The organism is Streptomyces sp. Ru71 (assembly GCF_002920535.1).
GTDB lineage: Bacteria > Actinomycetota > Actinomycetes > Streptomycetales > Streptomycetaceae > Streptomyces.
This window is the reverse complement of the sequence record NZ_PQSS01000002.1, coordinates 1-17,725: the sequence shown is the minus strand read 5'-3', so window position 1 is coordinate 17,725 and position 17,725 is coordinate 1. Positions and strand designations below refer to the sequence as shown.

The window sequence follows — 17,725 nt, the reverse complement described above, 5'->3', positions numbered from 1 at the left end:
TCACCCCGGCCAGACGATCGCCTGTGTCTCGCTGTAGGCGTGCAGGGCCCAGGAGCCGACGTCCCGGCCGACCCCGCTCTGCTTGAACCCGCCGAAGGGCGCCTCCATGTTGCGGGCGACCGTGTTCACGCCGACCCCGCCCGCGCGCAGCCGGCGGGCCACCCGGAAGGCGCGGGCCACATCACCGCTGAACACGTAGTCGATCAGCCCGTAGTCGCTGTCGTTGGCGAGGGCCACGCCCTCCTCCTCGTCGTCGAAGGGGATGACGACGACCACCGGCCCGAAGATCTCCTCCCGGGCGACGCGCATGTCGTTGGTGCAGTCGGCGAGCAGCGTCGGCGCGACATGGAACCCGCGCTCGAACGGCGGGCGTTCACCGCCGGCCACGACCACCGCGCCCTCCTTGCGGCCCAGCTCCACGTACGCCTCCACCCGGTCCCGGTGCTCGCCCGAGATCACCGGCCCGACGACCGTCTCCGGCCGCCGGGGATCGCCGGCCGGCAACGCGCTCGCGTACGCCGCCAGCCGCTCCACCAGCCGCTCGTACACCGGGCGCTGGGCCAGCACCCGGGTCGGGGCCGTGCAGATCTGCCCGCTGTAGAAGGAGAACGTGGTGCCGATCCCGGCGACGGCCGCGTCCACGTCGGCGTCCGCGAAGACGAGCGCCGCGCCCTTGCCGCCCAGCTCCATCAGCTGCCGTTTCATGCCCCGCCCGCACACCTCGGCGATGCGCCGGCCGACGGCGGTGGACCCGGTGAAGCTCACCATGTCGACGTCCGGCGAGCCGACGACGGCCTCGCCCACGCCGACGTCCCGCCCGGAGACGACGTTCACCACCCCCGGCGGCGCCCCGGCCTCCGCCAGGGCCTCGGCCATGCGGTACACCGACAGCGGGTCCTGCGGGGCGGGCTTGACGACCACCGTGTTGCCCATCGCCAGCGCCGGGGCGACCTTCCCGGCCGGGTTCGCCCACGGGTTGTTGTACGAGGTGACGCAGGCGACGACGCCGACGGGCTGCCGCACGGTCAGCGCGCCGATCACGGCGGCCCGCCCCTCCCCCACTGCCGTAAGGGCGTGGGAGGTGCCCCCGGGCCCGGCCTCGTTCAGCTGCGGCGGCAGGGCGGCCTCCACCGGCTCCACGCGCGCGTACCGGCGAAACCGCGCGGCGGCCACGGCGACCTGCATGCCGCGTGCCGTGGCCGTCGTCGCACCGGTCTCGGCCTGCGCCAGCTCCGCGTACGGCACGAGCCGGTCCCGGATGATCCGTGCCGTGCGCGCCAGTACCGCCGCCCGCTCCTCGGGCGCCGTGCGCGACCACGCCCCGAACGCCTCCCGCGCCGCCGCGCAGGCCGCCTCGGCCTGCGCCCGTGACGCCTCCGGGGCCCAGCCCACGGTCTCCTCGGTCGCCGGGTCGGTCACCGGGTGGTGCCCGCCGTCCGGCTCCACCCAGGAGCCGCCGATGAACAGCCGCTCCCGCCTCACCGGGTGGCCACCGTCTCGGTGTCCCGCCCGGAGCGCAGCACCCGCCCCGGCACGGCCCCGGTCACCGTGTCGTCCCGGATCGCCTCGACCCCGTTGACCCACACGGCCCGCACCCCGAGCGCCCTGGAGTCCAGCCGCGGGCTGTCGCCCGGCAGGTCGTGCACCAGGGTGGCCGGCGCGGCGTCGATCCGCTCCGGGTCGAACAGGACGAGGTCGGCATGCCAGCCCTCCCGGATCCGGCCCCGCTCCCGCAGCCCGAACAGCCGCGCCGGATCGTCGGTCAGCATCTTCACCGCCTGCTCCAGACCGGCGAGCTTCCGGCCGCGCAGACAGTCGCCCAGGAAGCGGGTCGTGTACGGTGCCCCGCACATCCGGTCCAGGTGCGCGCCCGCGTCGGAGCCGCCCAGCAGGACGTCCTCGTGCTGCCAGGTGCGGCCGCGCAGCGCCCAGGACGCGGGGTCGTTGTCGGTGGGCATCGGCCACAGCACGGTCCGCAGCTCGTCCTGGGCGCAGATCTCCACCAGGCAGGTGAACGGGTCCTGCCCGCGCTCGGCGGCGATGTCCCGCACGACCCGCCCGGTCAGCCCCCGGTTGGCCTCGCTGTAGGTGTCCCCGACGACGTACCGCCCGAAGTCCGTCAGCCGCCTGAAGACACCGGCCTCCTCGGAGGCGGCGTGCCGCAGCAGCGCGGCCCGCACGGCCGGGTCCCGCAGCCGCCGGATCCGCTCGGGCACGGGCAGCCCGAGCACCTGGCCCCAGCCGGGGATGAGGTTGAGGGCGCAGAAGGTGCCCAGGGACATGTTCATCGGGGTGAGGATCGGCATGGTCAGCGCCACCACCCGGCCACCGGCCTTGCGGGCCCGCTCGCTCGCCTCCAGCTGGCGCGGCACTCGGTCGGGGACTGCGGCGTCGACGGTGAGCACGTTCCAGTTCAGGGGCCGCCCGGCCGTGGCGCTCAGCTCGGCCAGCAGCTCGATCTCCGCGTCGGAGAACCGGTCCAGGCACCCGGCGACGATCGCCTCGATCTGGGTGCCCTCGTGTTCCCCGACGGCCCGCGCGAGGGCCAGCAGCTCCTTCGGCCGCGCGTGCCGGGACGCCACGGGCTGCCCGTCGCCGTCGGAGTGCGTGGAGGACTGGGTGGTGGAGAACCCCCAGGCCCCGGCCTCCATGGCCTCGTGCGCCAGACGGACGATCGCGCCCAGCTGCTCCTCGCTCGGCTGCCCGCCGACGGCCGCCGGCCCCATGACGTACCGGCGCAGCGCGCAGTGCCCCACCATGAACCCGGCGTTGACGGCGATCCGCCCGTCGAGGGCGTCCAGGTACTCCCCGAAGGACCGCCAGCTCCAGGGCGCTCCTTGTTCGAGGGCGACCAGGGACATCCCCTCCACCTTGGCCATCATCCGCCGGGTGTAGTCGGCGTCCCCCGGCTTGAGGGGCGCGAGGGTGAACCCGCAGTTCCCGGCGGCGACGGTGGTGACACCGTGCTGGAGGGAGGGGGTGGCGTACGGGTCCCAGAACAGCTGGGCGTCGTAGTGGGTGTGCGGATCGACGAACCCGGGCGCGAGAACGAGCCCGGAGGCGTCCTCGGCGGTCCGGGCGGTTTCGGCGACCCGCCCGACGACGGCGATCCGCCCGCCCCGTATCCCGACGTCGGCGGTGAACGCGGGGCCGCCGGTACCGTCGACGACGGTGGCGCCCGTGATTACGTGATCAAGCATGGGGAGACTCCTTGGACTCCGGGAGGACCGACCCACCTAGGGGCGCGGGGAACTGCGCGAGAACGCACCACCCACCCGCACCCCGCAACGGCGATCACGAGGCAGCTCGGAACCGGGACGTCCGATGAACAGGATCCGTGTCGATCTCAGGAATCACGTGCTCCCCGATCAGCCGAATCGTCTGCAACGTCTCCTCCTTCGGCACCCCCACCGGCAACCCGAAGCTCAGCTGATCGGCCCCCGCCTGCTCCCACCGCTTGCACTGCCGCCGCACCTCGTCGGGGTCGCCGCAGATCAGCAGCTCCTCCTCGATGAGCACCTCCACGAACTCCGCGGTGTACTCCGGCAGCGTCTGCGGCCACTCCGGGAACCCCTCGGGCCGGGGGAAGGTGTCGTGGTAGCGGAAGACCAGCGAGGGCAGATAGTGCAGCCCGCCGTTCACCGCGATCTCGATCGCCTCCGCGTGCGTGGGCGCGCAGATCGCGGTCGTCGTCACCATCACGTTGTCGTTGACGAAGTCCCCCACGGGCTCCGCGTCCACGATCGCCGTCTTGTACTGCTCCAGCACCCACTCCATGTCGGACACCTTCTGGATGCTGAAGCCGAGCACTCCGAGCCCCTTCTTCGCGGCCATCGCGTACGACGGCGGCGAGCCGGCCGCGTACCACATCGCCGGGTGGGACTTGCCGTACGGCTTGGGCAGGACCTTCCTCGGCGGCAGCTGCCAGTGCTTGCCCTGGAAGCCCACGTACTCGTCCTGCAGCCACATCTTGGGGAACTCGGCGATCGTCTCCTCCCAGATCTCCTTGGTGTGGTTCATGTCGGTCACGCCCGGTATGAACCCGAGGATCTCGTGCGACCCGGCCCCGCGCCCGCTGCCGAACTCGAAGCGGCCCTCGCTGAGGTGGTCGAGCATGGCGACCTTCTCGGCGACCTTGACCGGGTGGTTGACCGGGGCGAGCGGGTTGAAGATGCCCGAGCCCAGATGGATGCGCTCGGTGGCGTGGGCGAGGTAGCCGAGGAAGACGTCGTTGGCGGAGAGGTGGGAGTACTCCTCAAGGAAGTGGTGCTCGGAGGCCCAGGCGTACTTGAAGCCGGACCGGTCCGCCTCGATGACGTACTCGGTCTCCTCCATCAGCGCCTTGTGCTCGGCGAGCGGGTCGGTCTCGGCGCGCTTGCCCACGTACCCCTGCACGAACAGCCCGAATTCCACGAGGTCCACCACCCCTGCTCGTTTTCTGACGCATCGTCAGCTCTGACCGTGTGGCCGACTGTGGCACCGGCCGCGCGGACCGTCAATAGCTGACGGTCCATCAGATGCGGCGTCAGACGACCGACACCCCCGCGAGCCAGCCGCCGTCGATCACGAACGGCTGGCCGGTGATGTACGACGAGTCGTCCGAGGTCAGGAACAGCGCGAGCCGCGCCACCTCCTCCGGCCGGCCCACCCTGCCGAGCGGCACCAGCTTGCGGTACAGCTCGTCCAGCGCCCGCGTCATCTCCTCGGGATCGGCGTCCGGGTCCAGCCGGGCCGGGTTGGACATCGCGGTGTCGATCGCGCCGGGGCAGACGGCGTTGACGCGTATCCGGCGCGGCGCCAGCTCCAGCGCGGCGACCCGGGTGAGCCCGAGGATCGCGTGCTTGGTCGCGGCGTACGTCCCGACGGCCGCCATGCCGGTCAGGGCCGTGTAGGAGGCTGTGTTGACGATGGTGCCGCCGTCGGGCAGGGCGGGCGCGATCGTCCGGATGCCGAGGAAGCAGCCCGCCTGGTTGACCCGCACCACGTCCATGAACTCCTGCAGCGGCGTGTCCACCAGGGCGTTGAAGCGCAGCACGCCGGCGTTGTTGACGAGCCCGTCGACCCGGCCGTACGCCGTGCGGGTCCGCTCCAGCGCGGCACGCCAGTCGGCCTCCGCGCCGACGTCGAGGTGGACGTAGAGCGCGTCCAGTTCCTCGGCGAGGGCACGCCCCTGTTCGTCGAGGACGTCGGCGACGACGACCCGGGCGCCCTCCTCGGTGAACAGCCGGGCCTCCTGCTCTCCCTGGCCGCGTGCGGCGCCGGTGACGATCACGACGCGGCCGTCCAGCTTGCCCATGTCGGTCTCCTTAGCGGTACGGCTCACAGGTGCGGCGCCACCTCGGCGCCGAACGCGGCCATCTGGTCGAGGAGTTCGCCGCGATCGCGGCTGCGGAAGCGGACCTGGATCTGGCCCACGCCCATCGCGCGGTAGGCGCGCAGGGACTCGGCGAGGGCCTCGGGGGCACCGGTGAGGGTGCGGCGGCCGACGTGCCAGGACGGGCGGCCGATGTAGAGGGGCTCGGTGAGGGCGCCGACGGTGAAGGGGCCCGCGGCACCCGCCTGCTCCCGCAGCCGCCGTATCCGTTCGATCCCTGACGGCAGCCGCTCGCGCGGGTCGCCCTGCGGCAGCCAGCCGTCGCCCTTGAGCGCGGCCCGGCGCAGCGCGGCGGGCGAGGAGCCGCCGACCCAGAGGGGGACGTGCGGCTGGGCGGGCCGGGGCCGCTGGCCCAGCCCGTCGAAGTCGTGGAACTTCCCGTGGTGCGCGGGGAACTCCTCCGGGCCGAGGGCGGCCCGCAGCGCGTCGACGGTCTCGTCCAGCAGGGCACCGCGCCGCTCGAAGTCCACGCCGAGCACCTCGAACTCCTCCCGCACGTGGCCGGCGCCCACCCCGAGGATCAGCCGGCCACCGGAGAGGTGGTCCAAGGTGGCGTACTGCTTGGCCGTGACGAGCGGATGCCGCAGCCCCACGACGGCGACGTGGCTGAGCAGCCGGACCCGGCGGGTGACGGCGGCGAGATGGGCGAGGGTGGCGACGGGGTCGTACCAGACCGTGCTCATCGCGGCGGCCAGGCGGCGCGGGATCGCCACGTGGTCGCAGGCGGCGACATAGGCGAAACCGGCGTCCTCGGCGGCGCGGGCGACCGCGACCAGGTCCTGCGGGCCGGCGGCCGTCTCCCAGGGCTCGGCGTAGAGCGTGCTCTGGGACTGGACGGGGAGCTGGATGCCGTACTCCATCACGCGGACCCGGCCCACAGCCCGTCGGGGGTGAGACCGAGCAGGTCGATGGCGTTGCCGCGGACGATGCGCTCGACGACCGGCGGGGGCAGGTGGCCCATCTGGGCCTCGCCGATCTCGCGGGACTTGGGCCAGGTGGAGTCGGAGTGCGGGTAGTCGGTCTCGTACAGGACGTTGTCCAGGCCGATGGCGTCCAGGTTCCGCAGCCCGAAGGCGTCGTCGAAGAAGCAGCCGTGGACGTGCTCGGCGAACAGCTCCGAGGGCGGCCGGCGCACCTTGTCGGCGACGCCGCCCCAGCCGCGGTTCTCCTCCCAGACGGTGTCGGCGCGCTCCAGGATGTACGGGATCCACCCGATCTGTCCCTCGGCGTACATCACCTTGAGGTTCGGGAACCGTTCGAACTTGCCGCTCATCAGCCAGTCGACCATCGAGAAGCAGCAGTTGGCGAAGGTGATGGTGGAGCCGACGGCGGGCGGCGCGTCCTTCGATGTGGACGGCATCCGGCTGCTGGAGCCGATGTGCATGGCGATGACCGTGCCGGTCTCGTCGCAGGCGGCGAGGAAGGGGTCCCAGTCGTCGGAGTGCACCGAGGGCAGCCCCAGGTGCGGGGGGATCTCCGAGAAGGCGACGGCACGCACCCCGCGTGCGGCGTTGCGCCGGACCTCGGCGGCGGCCAGCTCGGCGTCCCACAGGGGGATGAGGGTGAGGGGTATGAGCCGCCCGTGGGCCTGGGGGCCGCACCACTCCTCCACCATCCAGTCGTTGTAGGCGCGCACGCACAGCAGGCCCAGCTCGTGGTCCCGGGCCTCGGTGAAGGTCTGGCCGCAAAAGCGCGGGAAGGTCGGGAAGCAGACGGCGGACTGGACGTGGTTGACGTCCATGTCGGCCAGGCGCGCGGTCACGTCGTACGAGCCCGGGCGCATCTGCTCATAGGTGATGACCTCCAGCCTGATCTCCTCGCGGTCACAGCCGACGGCGGTGTCCAGGCGGGTGAGGGGGCGGCGCAGGTCCTCGTAGACCCACCAGTCGCCGAGGGGGCCGTCGTCGCCGGGGGTGCCCATGACGGGCTTGAAGTGGCCGCCGAGGAAGGTGATCTCCTTCAGCGGTGCGCGCACGATGCGGGGCCCGGTGTCGCGGTACCTGCGCGGCAGCCGGCTCTGCCAGACGTCGGGAGGTTCGACGGTGTGGTCGTCGACGGAGATGATCAGCGGAAACGCGGTCTCGGTCGCCATGTCCGCCACGGTAGCGCCGATCTGACGGTCCGTCAGCTGACTGGTCGGCCCGCTTTTCCCGGGGTGGTGGTGTGTGGGTCCTGTGACGCCCTGTGCGCCCGCCTGTGATCGGCGTCTCGCACGGCTGACGCATCCGCCATGAACAAGGCAAACTGACGGGGTTGCTCGGGATCTCCAGGGGGGACGGCGATGGACGGTGTTCCGCGGGTGCCGGAGCAGAGGCGCCCTGACTCCGCGGCGGAGTCGGCGGGCCTGCGCTTCGGCCTGCTCGGCCCGGTGCGGGCCTGGCGCGGCGAGGACCCGCTGGCGACCGGCTCCCCGCAGCAGCGCGCCCTGCTCGCCGCGCTGCTGCTGCGCGAGGGCCGTACCGCCACCGCCGCCGAGCTGATCGACGCCCTGTGGGGCGAGGAGCCCCCCTCGCAGGCGCTGGCCGCCCTGCGCACCTATGCCTCCCGGCTGCGCAAGGTGCTGGACGCGGGCGTCCTGGTCAGCGAGTCCGGCGGCTACGCGATCCGCGGCGCGCGCTCGCTCGACCTGACCGACGCGCAGGACCTGGCTGCCGAGGCGGACAAGGCCCGCGCGGCGGGCGACCTGTGCCACGCCCGTGAGGTGCTGCGCCGGGCGCTGGCCCTGTGGGACGGGGAGGCGCTGGCGGGCGTACCGGGCCCGTACGCGGAGACCCAGCGGGTCCGTCTGGAGGAGTGGCGGCTGCAGCTGCTGGAGTCCCGCCTGGACATGGACCTGGAGCAGGGCTGCCACGCGGAGGCGGTCTCGGAGCTCACGGCCCTGACCGCCGCCCACCCGCTGCGCGAACGCCTGCGCGAACTGCTGATGCTCGCGCTGTACCGCAGCGGCCGCCAGGCGGAGGCCCTCGCGGTGTACGCCGACACCCGCCGCCTGCTCGCCGACGAACTCGGCGTGGACCCGCGTCCGGACCTGCGCGAGCTGCAGCAGCGCATCCTGCGCGCCGACCCGGCGCTGGCGAAGCCGTCCGCCCCCCAGCCCGAGCCGGTCGTGGCCCGCCCCCGCCCGGCGCAGCTGCCCGCCACCGTCCCCGACTTCACCGGCCGCGCGGGGTTCGTGCGGGAACTGGGCGAGATCCTGGCCTCCGCCGAGGGCCGGGTGATGGCCGTATCGGCCCTGGCCGGCATCGGCGGCGTCGGCAAGACGACACTCGCGGTGCACGTCGCCCACCAGGCCCGCGCCGCCTTCCCCGACGGCCAGCTGTACGTCGACCTGCAGGGCGCGGGCCCGCAGGCGGCGGAGCCGGAGACGGTACTGGGTTCGTTCCTGCGCGCCCTGGGAACGGCGGACTCGGCGATCCCGGACTCCCTGGAGGAACGGGCCGCGCTGTACCGCTCGGTCCTCGACGGCCGCCGGGTGCTGGTCCTGCTGGACAACGCCCGCGACGCGGCCCAGGTCCGGCCCCTGCTGCCCGGCACGGAGGGCTGCGCGGCGCTGGTCACGTCCCGGGTGCGCATGCTGGACCTGGCCGGGGCGCATCTGGTCGACCTCGACGTGATGTCGCCGGACGAGGCGCTGGCGCTGTTCACCCGGATCGTCGGCGAGGAGCGGGTCGTCTCGGAGCGCGAGGCGGCGCTGGACGTGGTCGCGGCCTGCGGCTTCCTCCCGCTGGCGATCCGCATCGCGGCGTCCCGCCTGGCGGCCCGCCGCACCTGGACGGTCTCGGTGCTCGCGGCCAAGCTCGCCGACGAACGCCGCCGCCTGGACGAGCTCCAGGCCGGCGACCTGGCGGTCAAGGCCACCTTCGAACTCGGCTACGGCCAGCTGGAGCCCGCCCAGGCCCGCGCCTTCCGCCTGCTGGGCCTGGCGGACGGCCCCGACATCTCGCTGCCCGCGGCGGCGGCGGTCCTGGACCTGCCGCTGGAGGAGACGGAAGACCTCCTGGAATCCCTGGTCGACACGTCCCTGCTGGAATCGGCGGCGCCCGGCCGCTACCGCTTCCACGACCTGGTCCGCCTCTACGCGCGTGCCTGCGCGGAACGGGACGAGTGGCCCCCGCGGGAACGGGAGGCGGCCCTGTCCCGCCTGCTGGACTTCTACCTGGCCACGGCAGCGGGGGTGTACGCGACGGAACGCCCGGGCGACCGCCTGGTGGACCACCTGGAACGGACGGAGTACCCGGGCCTGGCGTTCACGGACCCGACCGCCGCCCGCGACTGGCTGTACGCGGAGGCGAACTGCCTGCTGGCCACGGCCCGCCTGTCCGCTGCCAGTCCCGCCACGCTCGGCCGGGCGATCGACCTGCTCTGGGCCGCACTCGACCTGTCCGAATCGGGGGCCAACTCGCGGGAGTACGAGACCACCGCTCAGGCGCTCCTGTCAGCGGCCCGCGAAGTCGGTGTGGCGCGGGTGGAGGCCCGGGCGCTGATGACGCTCGCCCACGCGCACGTCGACGGCGGCCGCTTCGGCGAGGCCGACGAGGAGGCGGCACAGGTGATCCGCCTCGCCCAGGCGGCGGACGACCTCCTGCCGGTCTGCTGGGCGCAAAACGCCCGCGGCATCATCGCGCTCTACCAGAACCGCAACGCGGACGGCGAGGAACACCTCTCCCAGGCCATCCAGCACTTCCGGACCCTGGGCGATCGACCGGGCGAGGCCAGCGCGCTGTGCAATCTGTCCCGCATCCACCTGGCGACCGGGCGGACGCAGAGCGCGGTGGCGCTGGCGCAGCAGGGCATGGAGATCTACGACGCCATGGGCAACTCGATGCGAGGCGCGAACGGCCGCTACGCACTGGGCATGGCGCTCACCAGGACCGGACGGCTCGACGCGGCCACGGCGCGGCTCACGGAGGCACTGGACGTCTTCCGGGAGAGCCGCCAGCGCCTGTGGGAGGGCATGACCCTGTTCCGTCTGGCGGAGGTGGATCTCGCCGCCGACCGCTCCGCCCAGGCGGCCACCACCGCCGAGCTGGCCCTGACCGTGCTGCGCGGGATCGGCGGTGAGTGGCGGCGCGGGAACGTCCTCACGGTGCTGGGCCACGCGCTCACGGGTATCGGGCAGACCGGCCGGGCGCAGGCGTGCTGGCGGGAGTCCCTGCGCATCTACGAGGAGCTCGGATCGCCCGAGGCCGCCTCCGTGCGCGATCTCTTGAACACCGCTCAAGCCGCTTGAGGCCGCGGGACGTTCATCGTTCGTTTATCGCTCCACGCCATGCTCGGCGTAGTCGATCCGTCGCGTCGGGGGGCAGACGGGTCGCTGCGAAGGCCCTCGCACTCACGAACTAGTGTGAACGGCCCAAGAGGCCCGTCCGGCCACCCTCGGGGGAGTGACCGGACGGGCCTTGCCGACCCAACGTCCACCACACCAAGGGAGCCACCATGAGCGACGAGCCGGTCGTCAAGCCGCAGGACATGCACGCCACGGGCACGACGGACACCACGGCCGCGGCCACCTCGACCGACGGAGAGGTGACCACCCAGGACATGCACGCCACGAGCGAGCCCTTCACCACGAAGGACATGCACGCCACGTCGGAGCCGTTCAAGCCGACGAAGTAAGCCTTCATACCGGGGGGGACCGGCCGCGGCGGCGCCGAGGGGGAGCCGCCGCGGCCGGCGGGCGTCAGCGGCGGACGCGGAGCAGCGTGGCGGCGGAGTCCTGCGAGCACTCGAACTGGTTGGTCATGGGGTCCGTCACACAGGCGAAGGCGCCGCCATTCGCGTAGGCCCTGCCGGTGGACCAGGCAGGGCCCTGGCTGGGCGCGACGTTGAAGGCGAGCTGCTGAACGGTTCCGTTGCAGGTGAAGCTCTGGCCGGCGCCGCCGGACGTCACCAGGCCCCGCCGGCTCTGGGTCACGCCCACGGACGCGGACGCGATGTCGCTGTTGGTGGAGCAGACCACGGTCCCCGTCACACGCAAGGTACCGTCCGCCTGGAGAGTCGCCGTCGAGTCGAGGTTGAAGTCGATCTGCGGCGGGACCGCCTGCTGGGCCGCGGCCGGGCCGGCGAGGCCGACGACAGGGGTGAGGGCGAGAAGCGAGGCCGCCAGGGCGGTACGTATGAGCTGCATGACGTTCCTTCCGCGGTGCGGGGTGGGGGATGTGTGACGCGGAACTGCTGCGTCACACACAGCGTCGTGGGGCTCAGTGACACCGGCGAGCGGAAGTGCTCCGTCCGAGTCGCAGGTCCCCCTTCACCACCTTCCCGCTCGCGTTCCTCGGCAAGGTGGCCACGAACTCCACGCTTCTCGGCACCTTGTAGTTCGCCATCTCCCGTCGTGCCCACGCGATCAGGTCCCGTTCCGTCAGCGCGGCGCCCTCGCGGGGGACCACGTACGCCCTGGCGACCTCGCCCAGGCGGGGGTCCGGGACTCCGATCACCGCCACTTCCCTCACGTTAGGGTGGCGCAGCAGGAGGTGCTCTATCTCCGCCGGGTAGGCGTTGAAGCCGCCGACGACGAACATGTCCTTCAGGCGGTCCGTGACGCGCAGGTTGCCCGCCTCGTCCAGGACTCCGACGTCGCCCGTGTGCAGCCAGCCGTCCGGCTCCAGGACCTCCGCCGTCGCCGCCGCGTCCTCGTGGTAGCCGTGCATCACGTTGAAGCCACGGACCAGGATCTCGCCCGCCTCGCCCGGACCCACCTCGCGGCCCGCGCCGTCCACCGTCCTCACCTCCACGCCCGGGATCGGGCGGCCCGAGGTGGCGGCGATCACCTCCGGGGAGTCTCCGCGGCGGCACATCGTCACCACGCCGGACGCCTCCGAGAGGCCGTACGCCGTCAGCACCGTCTCCACGCCGAGTTCGTCCCGCAGGCGCCGCACCAGGTCCAGCGGGACCACCGCCGCGCCGGTGACCACCAGGCGCAGGCTTCCGAGGTCGTAGGACTTGCGCGACGGGTGGTCCAGGAGGGACTGCAGCAGGGTCGGGGACCCGGGAGCACCGTCACCCGTTCCCGCGCCATGTTCGCCAGCGCCGTCTCCGCGTCGAACACCGGCTGCGGGATCACCGTCGCCCCGCGCATCAGACAGGCCAGCACCCCGGCCTTGTAGCCGAAGGTGTGGAAGAAGGGGTTCACGACCAGGTAGCGGTCGCCGGCCCGCAGGCCCGCCAGGTCGGCCCAGACGTCGTACGCGCGCAGGGTCTGGGTGTGGGTGATCGGGACGCCTTTCGGGGCTCCCGTGGTGCCCGAGGTGTAGATGATGTCCGAGGCGAAGTCGCCCGTCGGGCCGGAAGTGCGCAGCTCCCCGGTCCCCTCACCCGCCGACAGGAACTCCTGCCATGTCCGGAAGTCCGGCGGGGCGTCGTCCGCGAGCACCACCACCTGTTCCAGGTCGGGCAGCCCGGCCAGGGGACCCCGCCCCGGCCCCCGCCCGGCCGCCCCGCGCAGGGCCGCGACGTAGGAGGTGCCCAGGAACGTGCCCGTCACGAACAGCAGCCTCGCCCCGCTGCGGCGCAGCACGTCCGCCGCCTCCCTGCCCTTGAAGCGGGTGTTCAGCGGGACCAGCACCGCGCCCGCCGTCACCGCGCCGAGCGCCGCCACGATCCAGTCCGGGGAATTGGGGGCCCAGACCGCCACCCGGTCGCCCGGCTCCACCCCGCTCGCCGCACAGCCCGCCGCCGCCCGCTCCACCCGGGCGCCCAGTTCGGCGTAGGTGATCCTGGTGCGGCCGTCCACCACGGCCTCGGCGTCCGCGTACCGCTCGCAGGAGGAGCGGAGCAGCTCGGGGATGGTCTTCCAGTCGGTCATCGCGTCCCCCTCCAGATAGCTGACTGTCCGTCAGATTAGCTGTAACCTGACGGCCTGTCAGGAGACTGGGGGTGCAGCATGGGCATATCCGCCGGCATCAAGGACGCCACCGCCATCGTCGGCATCGGGCAGACCGCCTTCGCCAAGCGGCTCGACGAGGACGAACGCACCCTCGCCTGCCGGGCCGTCCTCGCCGCGCTCGATGACGCCGGGATCGCGCCGGGCGAGGTCGACGCGCTCGCCTCCTACACCATGGAGGAGACCGACGAGGTCGAGCTGGCCAAGGCCGTCGGGCTGGGGGACCTGACCTTCTTCAGCCGGCTGCCCTACGGCGGTGGCGGCTCCTGCGGCACCGTGGCGCACCTCGCCGCCGCCATCGCGAGCGGGCAGGCGTCCGTCGGGGTCGCCTGGCGGTCGCGGAAGAGGGGCAGCGGGCCCCGGCCCTGGACCAACACCCAGGTGCAGCTGCCCACTCCGGCCCAGTGGACCCGGCCCTTCGGGCTGCTGCGGCCCGCCGACGAGATCGCCATGCTGGCCCGGCGCTACATGCACGAGTACGGCGCCACCCGGGACCATCTGTTCAACGTCGCCCTCGCCTGCCGCAACCGGGCCAACCAGAACCCCGCCGCCGTCATGTACGACCGGCCGCTGACCCGCGAGATGTACATGACCTCCCGGTGGATCAGCGAGCCGCTGTGCCTGTTCGACAACTGCCTGGAGACGGACGGGGCCCTGGCCTGCGTCGTCGTCTCCCGGGAACGCGCCCGGGACTGCCGGCACCGGCCCGTCTACGTGCACGCCGCCGCGCAGGCGCTGCCCGCCCAGCACCACGGCATGGTCAACTACTGGAACGACGACCCGCTGACCGGCCCCGCCTGGAGCGCCGCCCGGCACCTGTGGAAGCACGCCGACCTCACCCCGCAGGACGTCGACGTCGCCCAGATCTACGACGCGTTCACCCCGCTGGTGCCGCTCTCCCTGGAGGGGTACGGCTTCTGCGGGCGCGGCGAGGGCGGGGCCTTCACCGAGGGCGGGGCGCTGGAGACCGGCGGGCGGCTGCCCCTCAACACCGGCGGCGGCGGGCTCTCCGAGGCCTATGTGCACGGCTTCAACCTCATCAACGAGGGGGTCAAGCAGCTGCGTGGGACCAGTACCGCCCAGGTCCCCGGCGCCGCCTCCTGCCTCGTCACCGCCGGCGAAGGCGTGCCCACCTCCGCCCTGCTGCTCAGGAACTGAGGAGTCGACCATGCTGACCCCTGTCGTCGACAGCGCCGGCGCCCCCTTCTGGGAGTACGCCCGGCAGGGCGAGCTGCGGGTGCAGGCCTGCGCCGACTGCGGCGAGCCGCGCTTCCCGCCCCGGCCCTGCTGCCCGCACTGCCGGTCGTTCGCCGTCGAGTGGCGGCTCACCTCCGGACGCGGGCGGGTGTGGTCCTACGTCGTCGCCCATCCGCCGCTGCTGCCGGACTACGCGGCGCGGGCGCCGTACAACGTCGTCGTCGTGGAGCTCGTGGACGCCCCGCGCATCCGGCTGGTGGGCAACCTCGTCACCGAGGCCGGGGCGGCGCTGGACTCCGTGCCGCCGGAGCGCGTGCGGATCGGGGCGCGGGTGCGGGTCGTGTTCGGCGAGGGCGGGCTGCCGCAGTGGGTGGCGGAGTGAGCGTCCGGCTGGAGAAGGAGGAGGGGGTCGCGGTCGTCGTCCTGGACCGGCCCGCGCGGCTCAACGCCATCGACCTGGAGACGGCCGGGCAGCTGCGGGCCGCCTGGGCCGGCTTGCGGTTCGACGACTCCGTGCGGGCCGTCGTCCTCACCGGGAGCGGCGGACAGGCGTTCTGCACCGGGATCGACCGGGACGCCGTCGTGGAGCAGCCGTCGTCGCCGTACATGCAGGACGACCCGCTGCTGACCGTCGGGCCGAAGGCGAACGACCTGTGGAAGCCGGTGATCGCCGCCGTGGAGGGGATGGCCTGCGGGGGCGCCTTCTATCTGCTCGGCGAGTGCGAGTTCCTCGTCGCGGGCGAGGGGGCCTGTTTCTTCGACCCGCACACCTCCTACGGCATGGTCAGCGCCTACGAGTCGGTGCTGATGGCGGCGCGGATGCCGTTCGGGGAGGCCGCGCGGATGATGCTCATGGGCACCGCCGAGCGGCTCTCCGCGCGGCGGGCCCACGAGATCGGGCTGGTCAGCGAACTCACCGAGGAGGGCGGGGCGCTGGACGCCGCGCTCGCCTGCGCCCGGGTGCTCGCCGGGTACCCGCCCGCCGCCGTGCAGGGCACCGTGCGGGCGCTGTGGGCGGGGCGGGAGGCGGTGCGGGCGCAGGGGTTCGCGCAGGCGCCGCACCTCGTCGCCCTGGGCAATCTGCCCGCCGAGCGGCAGGCGGAGTTGTTCGCCCGGCGGGGGCGGGGCGGGTTCCGGGTGCGGTGAGCGGGCTCAGCGCACGGAGGGTGCCGCGTCCTCCAGGTCGCAGTGGTCGACCCGGGCGGCCTCGTCGGCACCGACGTACTCGCGGACCGTCACGGTGCCGTTCGCGGGGACGTCGACCTCGTCGAGCTGGGTGCGGACCGCTTCGCCCTTGGCGTCCCGGAAGTGGATGGTGACCGCGAAGAAGCCCTCGGTGGCGTTGGGGTTGGTGACCTCGACGGTCGCGTACGGCGTCTTCTTCGTCGCGCAGCTCACCAGCCGCGCGGTCGCGTCCTGGAGGGACTCGGTCGCGGTCGCGCCGGAGCTGCCGCTGCTGCCGCCGGTGGTGTCGTTGTCGTCGTCGTAGTCGTGGTGGGAGTTCCCGTACGAGCCCGAGCCGCCGCTGCCGTAGGAGTCGTCGTCGTCCTTGTAGGCGCCGCCGCCCGAGGATCCGGACGACGTGTCGTGGTCCTGGTGGGAGCTGCTGCACCCACCGCCGCTCCCGCTGCCGTGGTGGCCGTGACCCCGGCTCGTCGAGAAGCCGGTCAGTGACAGGACCACCAGTGTGCAGACCGCCGTGAGCCTGATGCCTCGTGCCGTGCCTCGTCCCCGTTGCTGCATGGCCGCCACCCTAACCGGGCTTCTGTCACGGCCATGTCACCGCGTGGCGACCGTCGCGTACCCGGCGTAGCGTCTGCGGTGAGAGCGGTGAACAGGGCCGCTCCCCGATGCGACGGCCGCCGTCCGGAACCCCTTCCGTGCGCCGACGACGGCCGTCCCCGGACACCCGGCCGGGCGCGCGCGGTGCGCGCCACCGTGCCCGGGGCCCGTCCCAGTCCGTGCGCGCCACCGGGCCCAGAGAGCCGGGCCCGTCTCACGCCGTGCGCGCCGTTCCCGTTCCCTTCTCCGCGTCCAGCGCGTACACGCAGCGGTCCTTGCTGCAGGCGTACACCACCCCGTCGCGCACCAGGGGCGAGCCGGTGATCTCCCCGCCGGTGGCGAGCTTCCAGCGCAGCCGGCCGTCGTCGGCCTTCAGCGTGTACAGCAGGTGATCCGTGGAGCCGAAGTGGATACGGCCCTCGGCCACCGCGGGCGCCCCCACGATGTCGCCGCCCGCCTGGAAGCGCCACTTGGGCGTGCCGGTCACCGCGTCCAGCGTGTACAGGCCCTTGCCGCTGCCGACGTGCACGTGCCCGGCGACGACCAGGACCGGCTCGATGGAGGCGCGGGACTCGGTGGCGATGCGCCAGCGGTCGCGGCCGTCGGTGGCGTCCAGGGCGTACACCGTGCCGAGGTAGTCGGCCAGATACACCCCGCCGCCGGTCACCGCCGGACCGGGCACGAAGGCGGGCGGGGAGAGGAACACCGCGGGCGCCTCGAAGTGCCAGCGCACCGCGCCGCTCGCCACGTCCAGGGCCAGCACGCGGGTGCCGGCACTGACGTAGACGTAGCCGTCGGGGGCCTGGGTGAGGCGGACGGGGACGCCGCCGCAGGAGGCCGCGTCGCCGATGGGGTACGACCAGCGCTCGTCGCCGGTGCGGGCGTCCAGGGCGCGCAGCCGGGCGTCCTTCCAGAGGTAGACGGTGCCGTCGTGCAGGGCGGGGCCGGCCTCGGGGGACTCGAAGTCGGTCTGGCAGCCGGTGATCTCCCACAGCTTCTGCCCGTTGGACGCCTCCCAGCCCTGGACGCCGCCGCCGCGCGTGCCGGTGACGATGGTGCCGCGCTCGGCCTTGAGGGAGTACACCCAGGCGTCGGTCTGCAGCCGCCACAGGTCGGTGCCCGAGCGGGCGTCGAGGGCGAAGAGGGTGGGGCCGTCGGAGGCGTGGATACGGCCGTCCGCGACCCCCATGGACCAGGCGACGTCCCGGGTCTTGAAGCGGCGCCGGCCGGTGGCCACGTCCAGGGCGTGCACCTCGAAGGAGGTGACGTAGACCAGGTCGTCGGCGACGGCCGGGGTGCCCCAGACGTCGTTGGACATGCGGAAACGCCACGGGCGCCAGCCCTGCTGCTCCGGGGGCGCCGGCGGCGGATGGGGTACGCCCGGGTCGGCGCCGCCCACGCCGGGGCGCGGCTTGGCCCAGGAGGCGGCGAGGGCGGCCTCGGGCGCGGGTGCCTTGACGGCGGCGGCGCGGATGTCGGCGACCCGGGGG

At 73.3% G+C, this 17,725-nt stretch carries 14 protein-coding genes and 1 pseudogene; 5 read left to right on the top strand and 10 right to left on the bottom strand.

Features of this window, described 5'->3' with window-relative positions:
* From C3489_RS01355 to C3489_RS01330, 6 genes are all read right to left on the bottom strand, one after another.
* The gene (locus C3489_RS01355) at positions 1-1,482 is read right to left on the bottom strand and encodes an aldehyde dehydrogenase family protein (protein WP_258054523.1); all 1,482 of its coding nucleotides are present in this window, start codon (positions 1,480-1,482) and stop codon (positions 1-3) included.
* Positions 1,479-3,200: an amidohydrolase family protein gene (locus tag C3489_RS01350; RefSeq protein WP_103778925.1), complete on the bottom strand. Its 1,722-nt coding sequence runs from the start codon at positions 3,198-3,200 to the stop codon at positions 1,479-1,481. The genes C3489_RS01355 and C3489_RS01350 overlap by 4 nt, the downstream gene beginning before the upstream one ends.
* A 94-nt stretch (positions 3,201-3,294) precedes the next feature.
* Positions 3,295-4,413 (bottom strand): LLM class flavin-dependent oxidoreductase, encoded by a 1,119-nt coding sequence (locus C3489_RS01345; RefSeq protein ID WP_181139464.1) that lies wholly within the window; start codon positions 4,411-4,413, stop codon positions 3,295-3,297.
* Positions 4,414-4,525: 112 nt separating this feature from the next.
* The gene (locus C3489_RS01340; RefSeq protein WP_103778923.1) at positions 4,526-5,296 is read right to left on the bottom strand and encodes an SDR family NAD(P)-dependent oxidoreductase; all 771 of its coding nucleotides are present in this window, start codon (positions 5,294-5,296) and stop codon (positions 4,526-4,528) included.
* A 23-nt stretch (positions 5,297-5,319) separates the two neighbouring features.
* Entirely contained in the window at positions 5,320-6,234 is a 915-nt protein-coding gene (locus C3489_RS01335) for an LLM class F420-dependent oxidoreductase (RefSeq protein ID WP_103779325.1), read from the bottom strand.
* A complete protein-coding gene (locus C3489_RS01330; protein WP_181139453.1) occupies positions 6,234-7,466 on the bottom strand; it encodes an amidohydrolase family protein in 1,233 nt (410 codons plus the stop codon). The genes C3489_RS01335 and C3489_RS01330 overlap by 1 nt, the downstream gene beginning before the upstream one ends.
* Before the next feature lie 189 nt (positions 7,467-7,655).
* On the opposite strand from C3489_RS01330, the gene C3489_RS01325 reads away from it, so the two are divergent.
* Together C3489_RS01325 and C3489_RS01320 are read left to right on the top strand one after the other, a co-directional pair.
* Complete coding sequence (locus C3489_RS01325; RefSeq protein WP_103778919.1) at positions 7,656-10,604, top strand: BTAD domain-containing putative transcriptional regulator; 2,949 nt, start codon at positions 7,656-7,658, stop codon at positions 10,602-10,604.
* 206 nt (positions 10,605-10,810) lie between these two features.
* Complete coding sequence (locus C3489_RS01320) at positions 10,811-10,990, top strand: hypothetical protein (protein ID WP_103778917.1); 180 nt, start codon at positions 10,811-10,813, stop codon at positions 10,988-10,990.
* 64 nt (positions 10,991-11,054) lie between these two features.
* Here the strand turns inward: C3489_RS01320 and C3489_RS01315 are convergent, their stop codons facing one another.
* The gene (locus C3489_RS01315) at positions 11,055-11,501 is read right to left on the bottom strand and encodes a hypothetical protein (RefSeq protein WP_103778915.1); all 447 of its coding nucleotides are present in this window, start codon (positions 11,499-11,501) and stop codon (positions 11,055-11,057) included.
* A gap of 73 nt (positions 11,502-11,574) precedes the next feature.
* Positions 11,575-13,178, bottom strand: a pseudogene (locus C3489_RS01310) (FadD3 family acyl-CoA ligase).
* Positions 13,179-13,256: 78 nt separating this feature from the next.
* Here C3489_RS01310 and C3489_RS01305 point away from each other — a divergent pair.
* Genes C3489_RS01305 through C3489_RS01295 form a run of 3 tightly spaced genes read left to right on the top strand, consistent with a single transcriptional unit; the run spans position 13,257 to position 15,599 of the window.
* Positions 13,257-14,414: a lipid-transfer protein gene (locus C3489_RS01305; protein ID WP_103778913.1), complete on the top strand. Its 1,158-nt coding sequence runs from the start codon at positions 13,257-13,259 to the stop codon at positions 14,412-14,414.
* A gap of 10 nt (positions 14,415-14,424) precedes the next feature.
* Entirely contained in the window at positions 14,425-14,835 is a 411-nt protein-coding gene (locus C3489_RS01300) for a Zn-ribbon domain-containing OB-fold protein (RefSeq protein WP_103778911.1), read from the top strand.
* Positions 14,832-15,599: an enoyl-CoA hydratase/isomerase family protein gene (locus C3489_RS01295; RefSeq protein ID WP_103778909.1), complete on the top strand. Its 768-nt coding sequence runs from the start codon at positions 14,832-14,834 to the stop codon at positions 15,597-15,599. Before C3489_RS01300 ends, C3489_RS01295 begins: the two co-directional genes overlap by 4 nt.
* 6 nt (positions 15,600-15,605) lie before the next feature.
* On the opposite strand, the gene C3489_RS01290 is transcribed toward C3489_RS01295, so the two are convergent.
* The gene (locus tag C3489_RS01290; protein ID WP_103778907.1) at positions 15,606-16,196 is read right to left on the bottom strand and encodes a hypothetical protein; all 591 of its coding nucleotides are present in this window, start codon (positions 16,194-16,196) and stop codon (positions 15,606-15,608) included.
* A 253-nt stretch (positions 16,197-16,449) separates the two neighbouring features.
* On the bottom strand, positions 16,450-17,725 hold a 1,276-nt coding region (locus tag C3489_RS01285; protein ID WP_181139452.1), incomplete at its 5' end, for a PQQ-binding-like beta-propeller repeat protein.

What these genes read in the sequence shown, in the direction of transcription:
- C3489_RS01350 (WP_103778925.1), bottom strand. Translation starts at nt 3,200, where the DNA reads ATGCTTGATCACGTAATCACGGGCGCCACCGTCGTCGACGGTACCGGC.
- C3489_RS01340 (WP_103778923.1), bottom strand. Translation starts at nt 5,296, where the DNA reads ATGGGCAAGCTGGACGGCCGCGTCGTGATCGTCACCGGCGCCGCACGC.
- C3489_RS01335 (WP_103779325.1), bottom strand. Translation starts at nt 6,234, where the DNA reads ATGGAGTACGGCATCCAGCTCCCCGTCCAGTCCCAGAGCACGCTCTAC.
- C3489_RS01330 (WP_181139453.1), bottom strand. Translation starts at nt 7,466, where the DNA reads ATGGCGACCGAGACCGCGTTTCCGCTGATCATCTCCGTCGACGACCAC.
- C3489_RS01325 (WP_103778919.1), top strand. Translation starts at nt 7,656, where the DNA reads ATGGACGGTGTTCCGCGGGTGCCGGAGCAGAGGCGCCCTGACTCCGCG.
- C3489_RS01320 (WP_103778917.1), top strand. Translation starts at nt 10,811, where the DNA reads ATGAGCGACGAGCCGGTCGTCAAGCCGCAGGACATGCACGCCACGGGC.
- C3489_RS01315 (WP_103778915.1), bottom strand. Translation starts at nt 11,501, where the DNA reads ATGCAGCTCATACGTACCGCCCTGGCGGCCTCGCTTCTCGCCCTCACC.
- C3489_RS01305 (WP_103778913.1), top strand. Translation starts at nt 13,257, where the DNA reads ATGGGCATATCCGCCGGCATCAAGGACGCCACCGCCATCGTCGGCATC.
- C3489_RS01300 (WP_103778911.1), top strand. Translation starts at nt 14,425, where the DNA reads ATGCTGACCCCTGTCGTCGACAGCGCCGGCGCCCCCTTCTGGGAGTAC.
- C3489_RS01290 (WP_103778907.1), bottom strand. Translation starts at nt 16,196, where the DNA reads ATGCAGCAACGGGGACGAGGCACGGCACGAGGCATCAGGCTCACGGCG.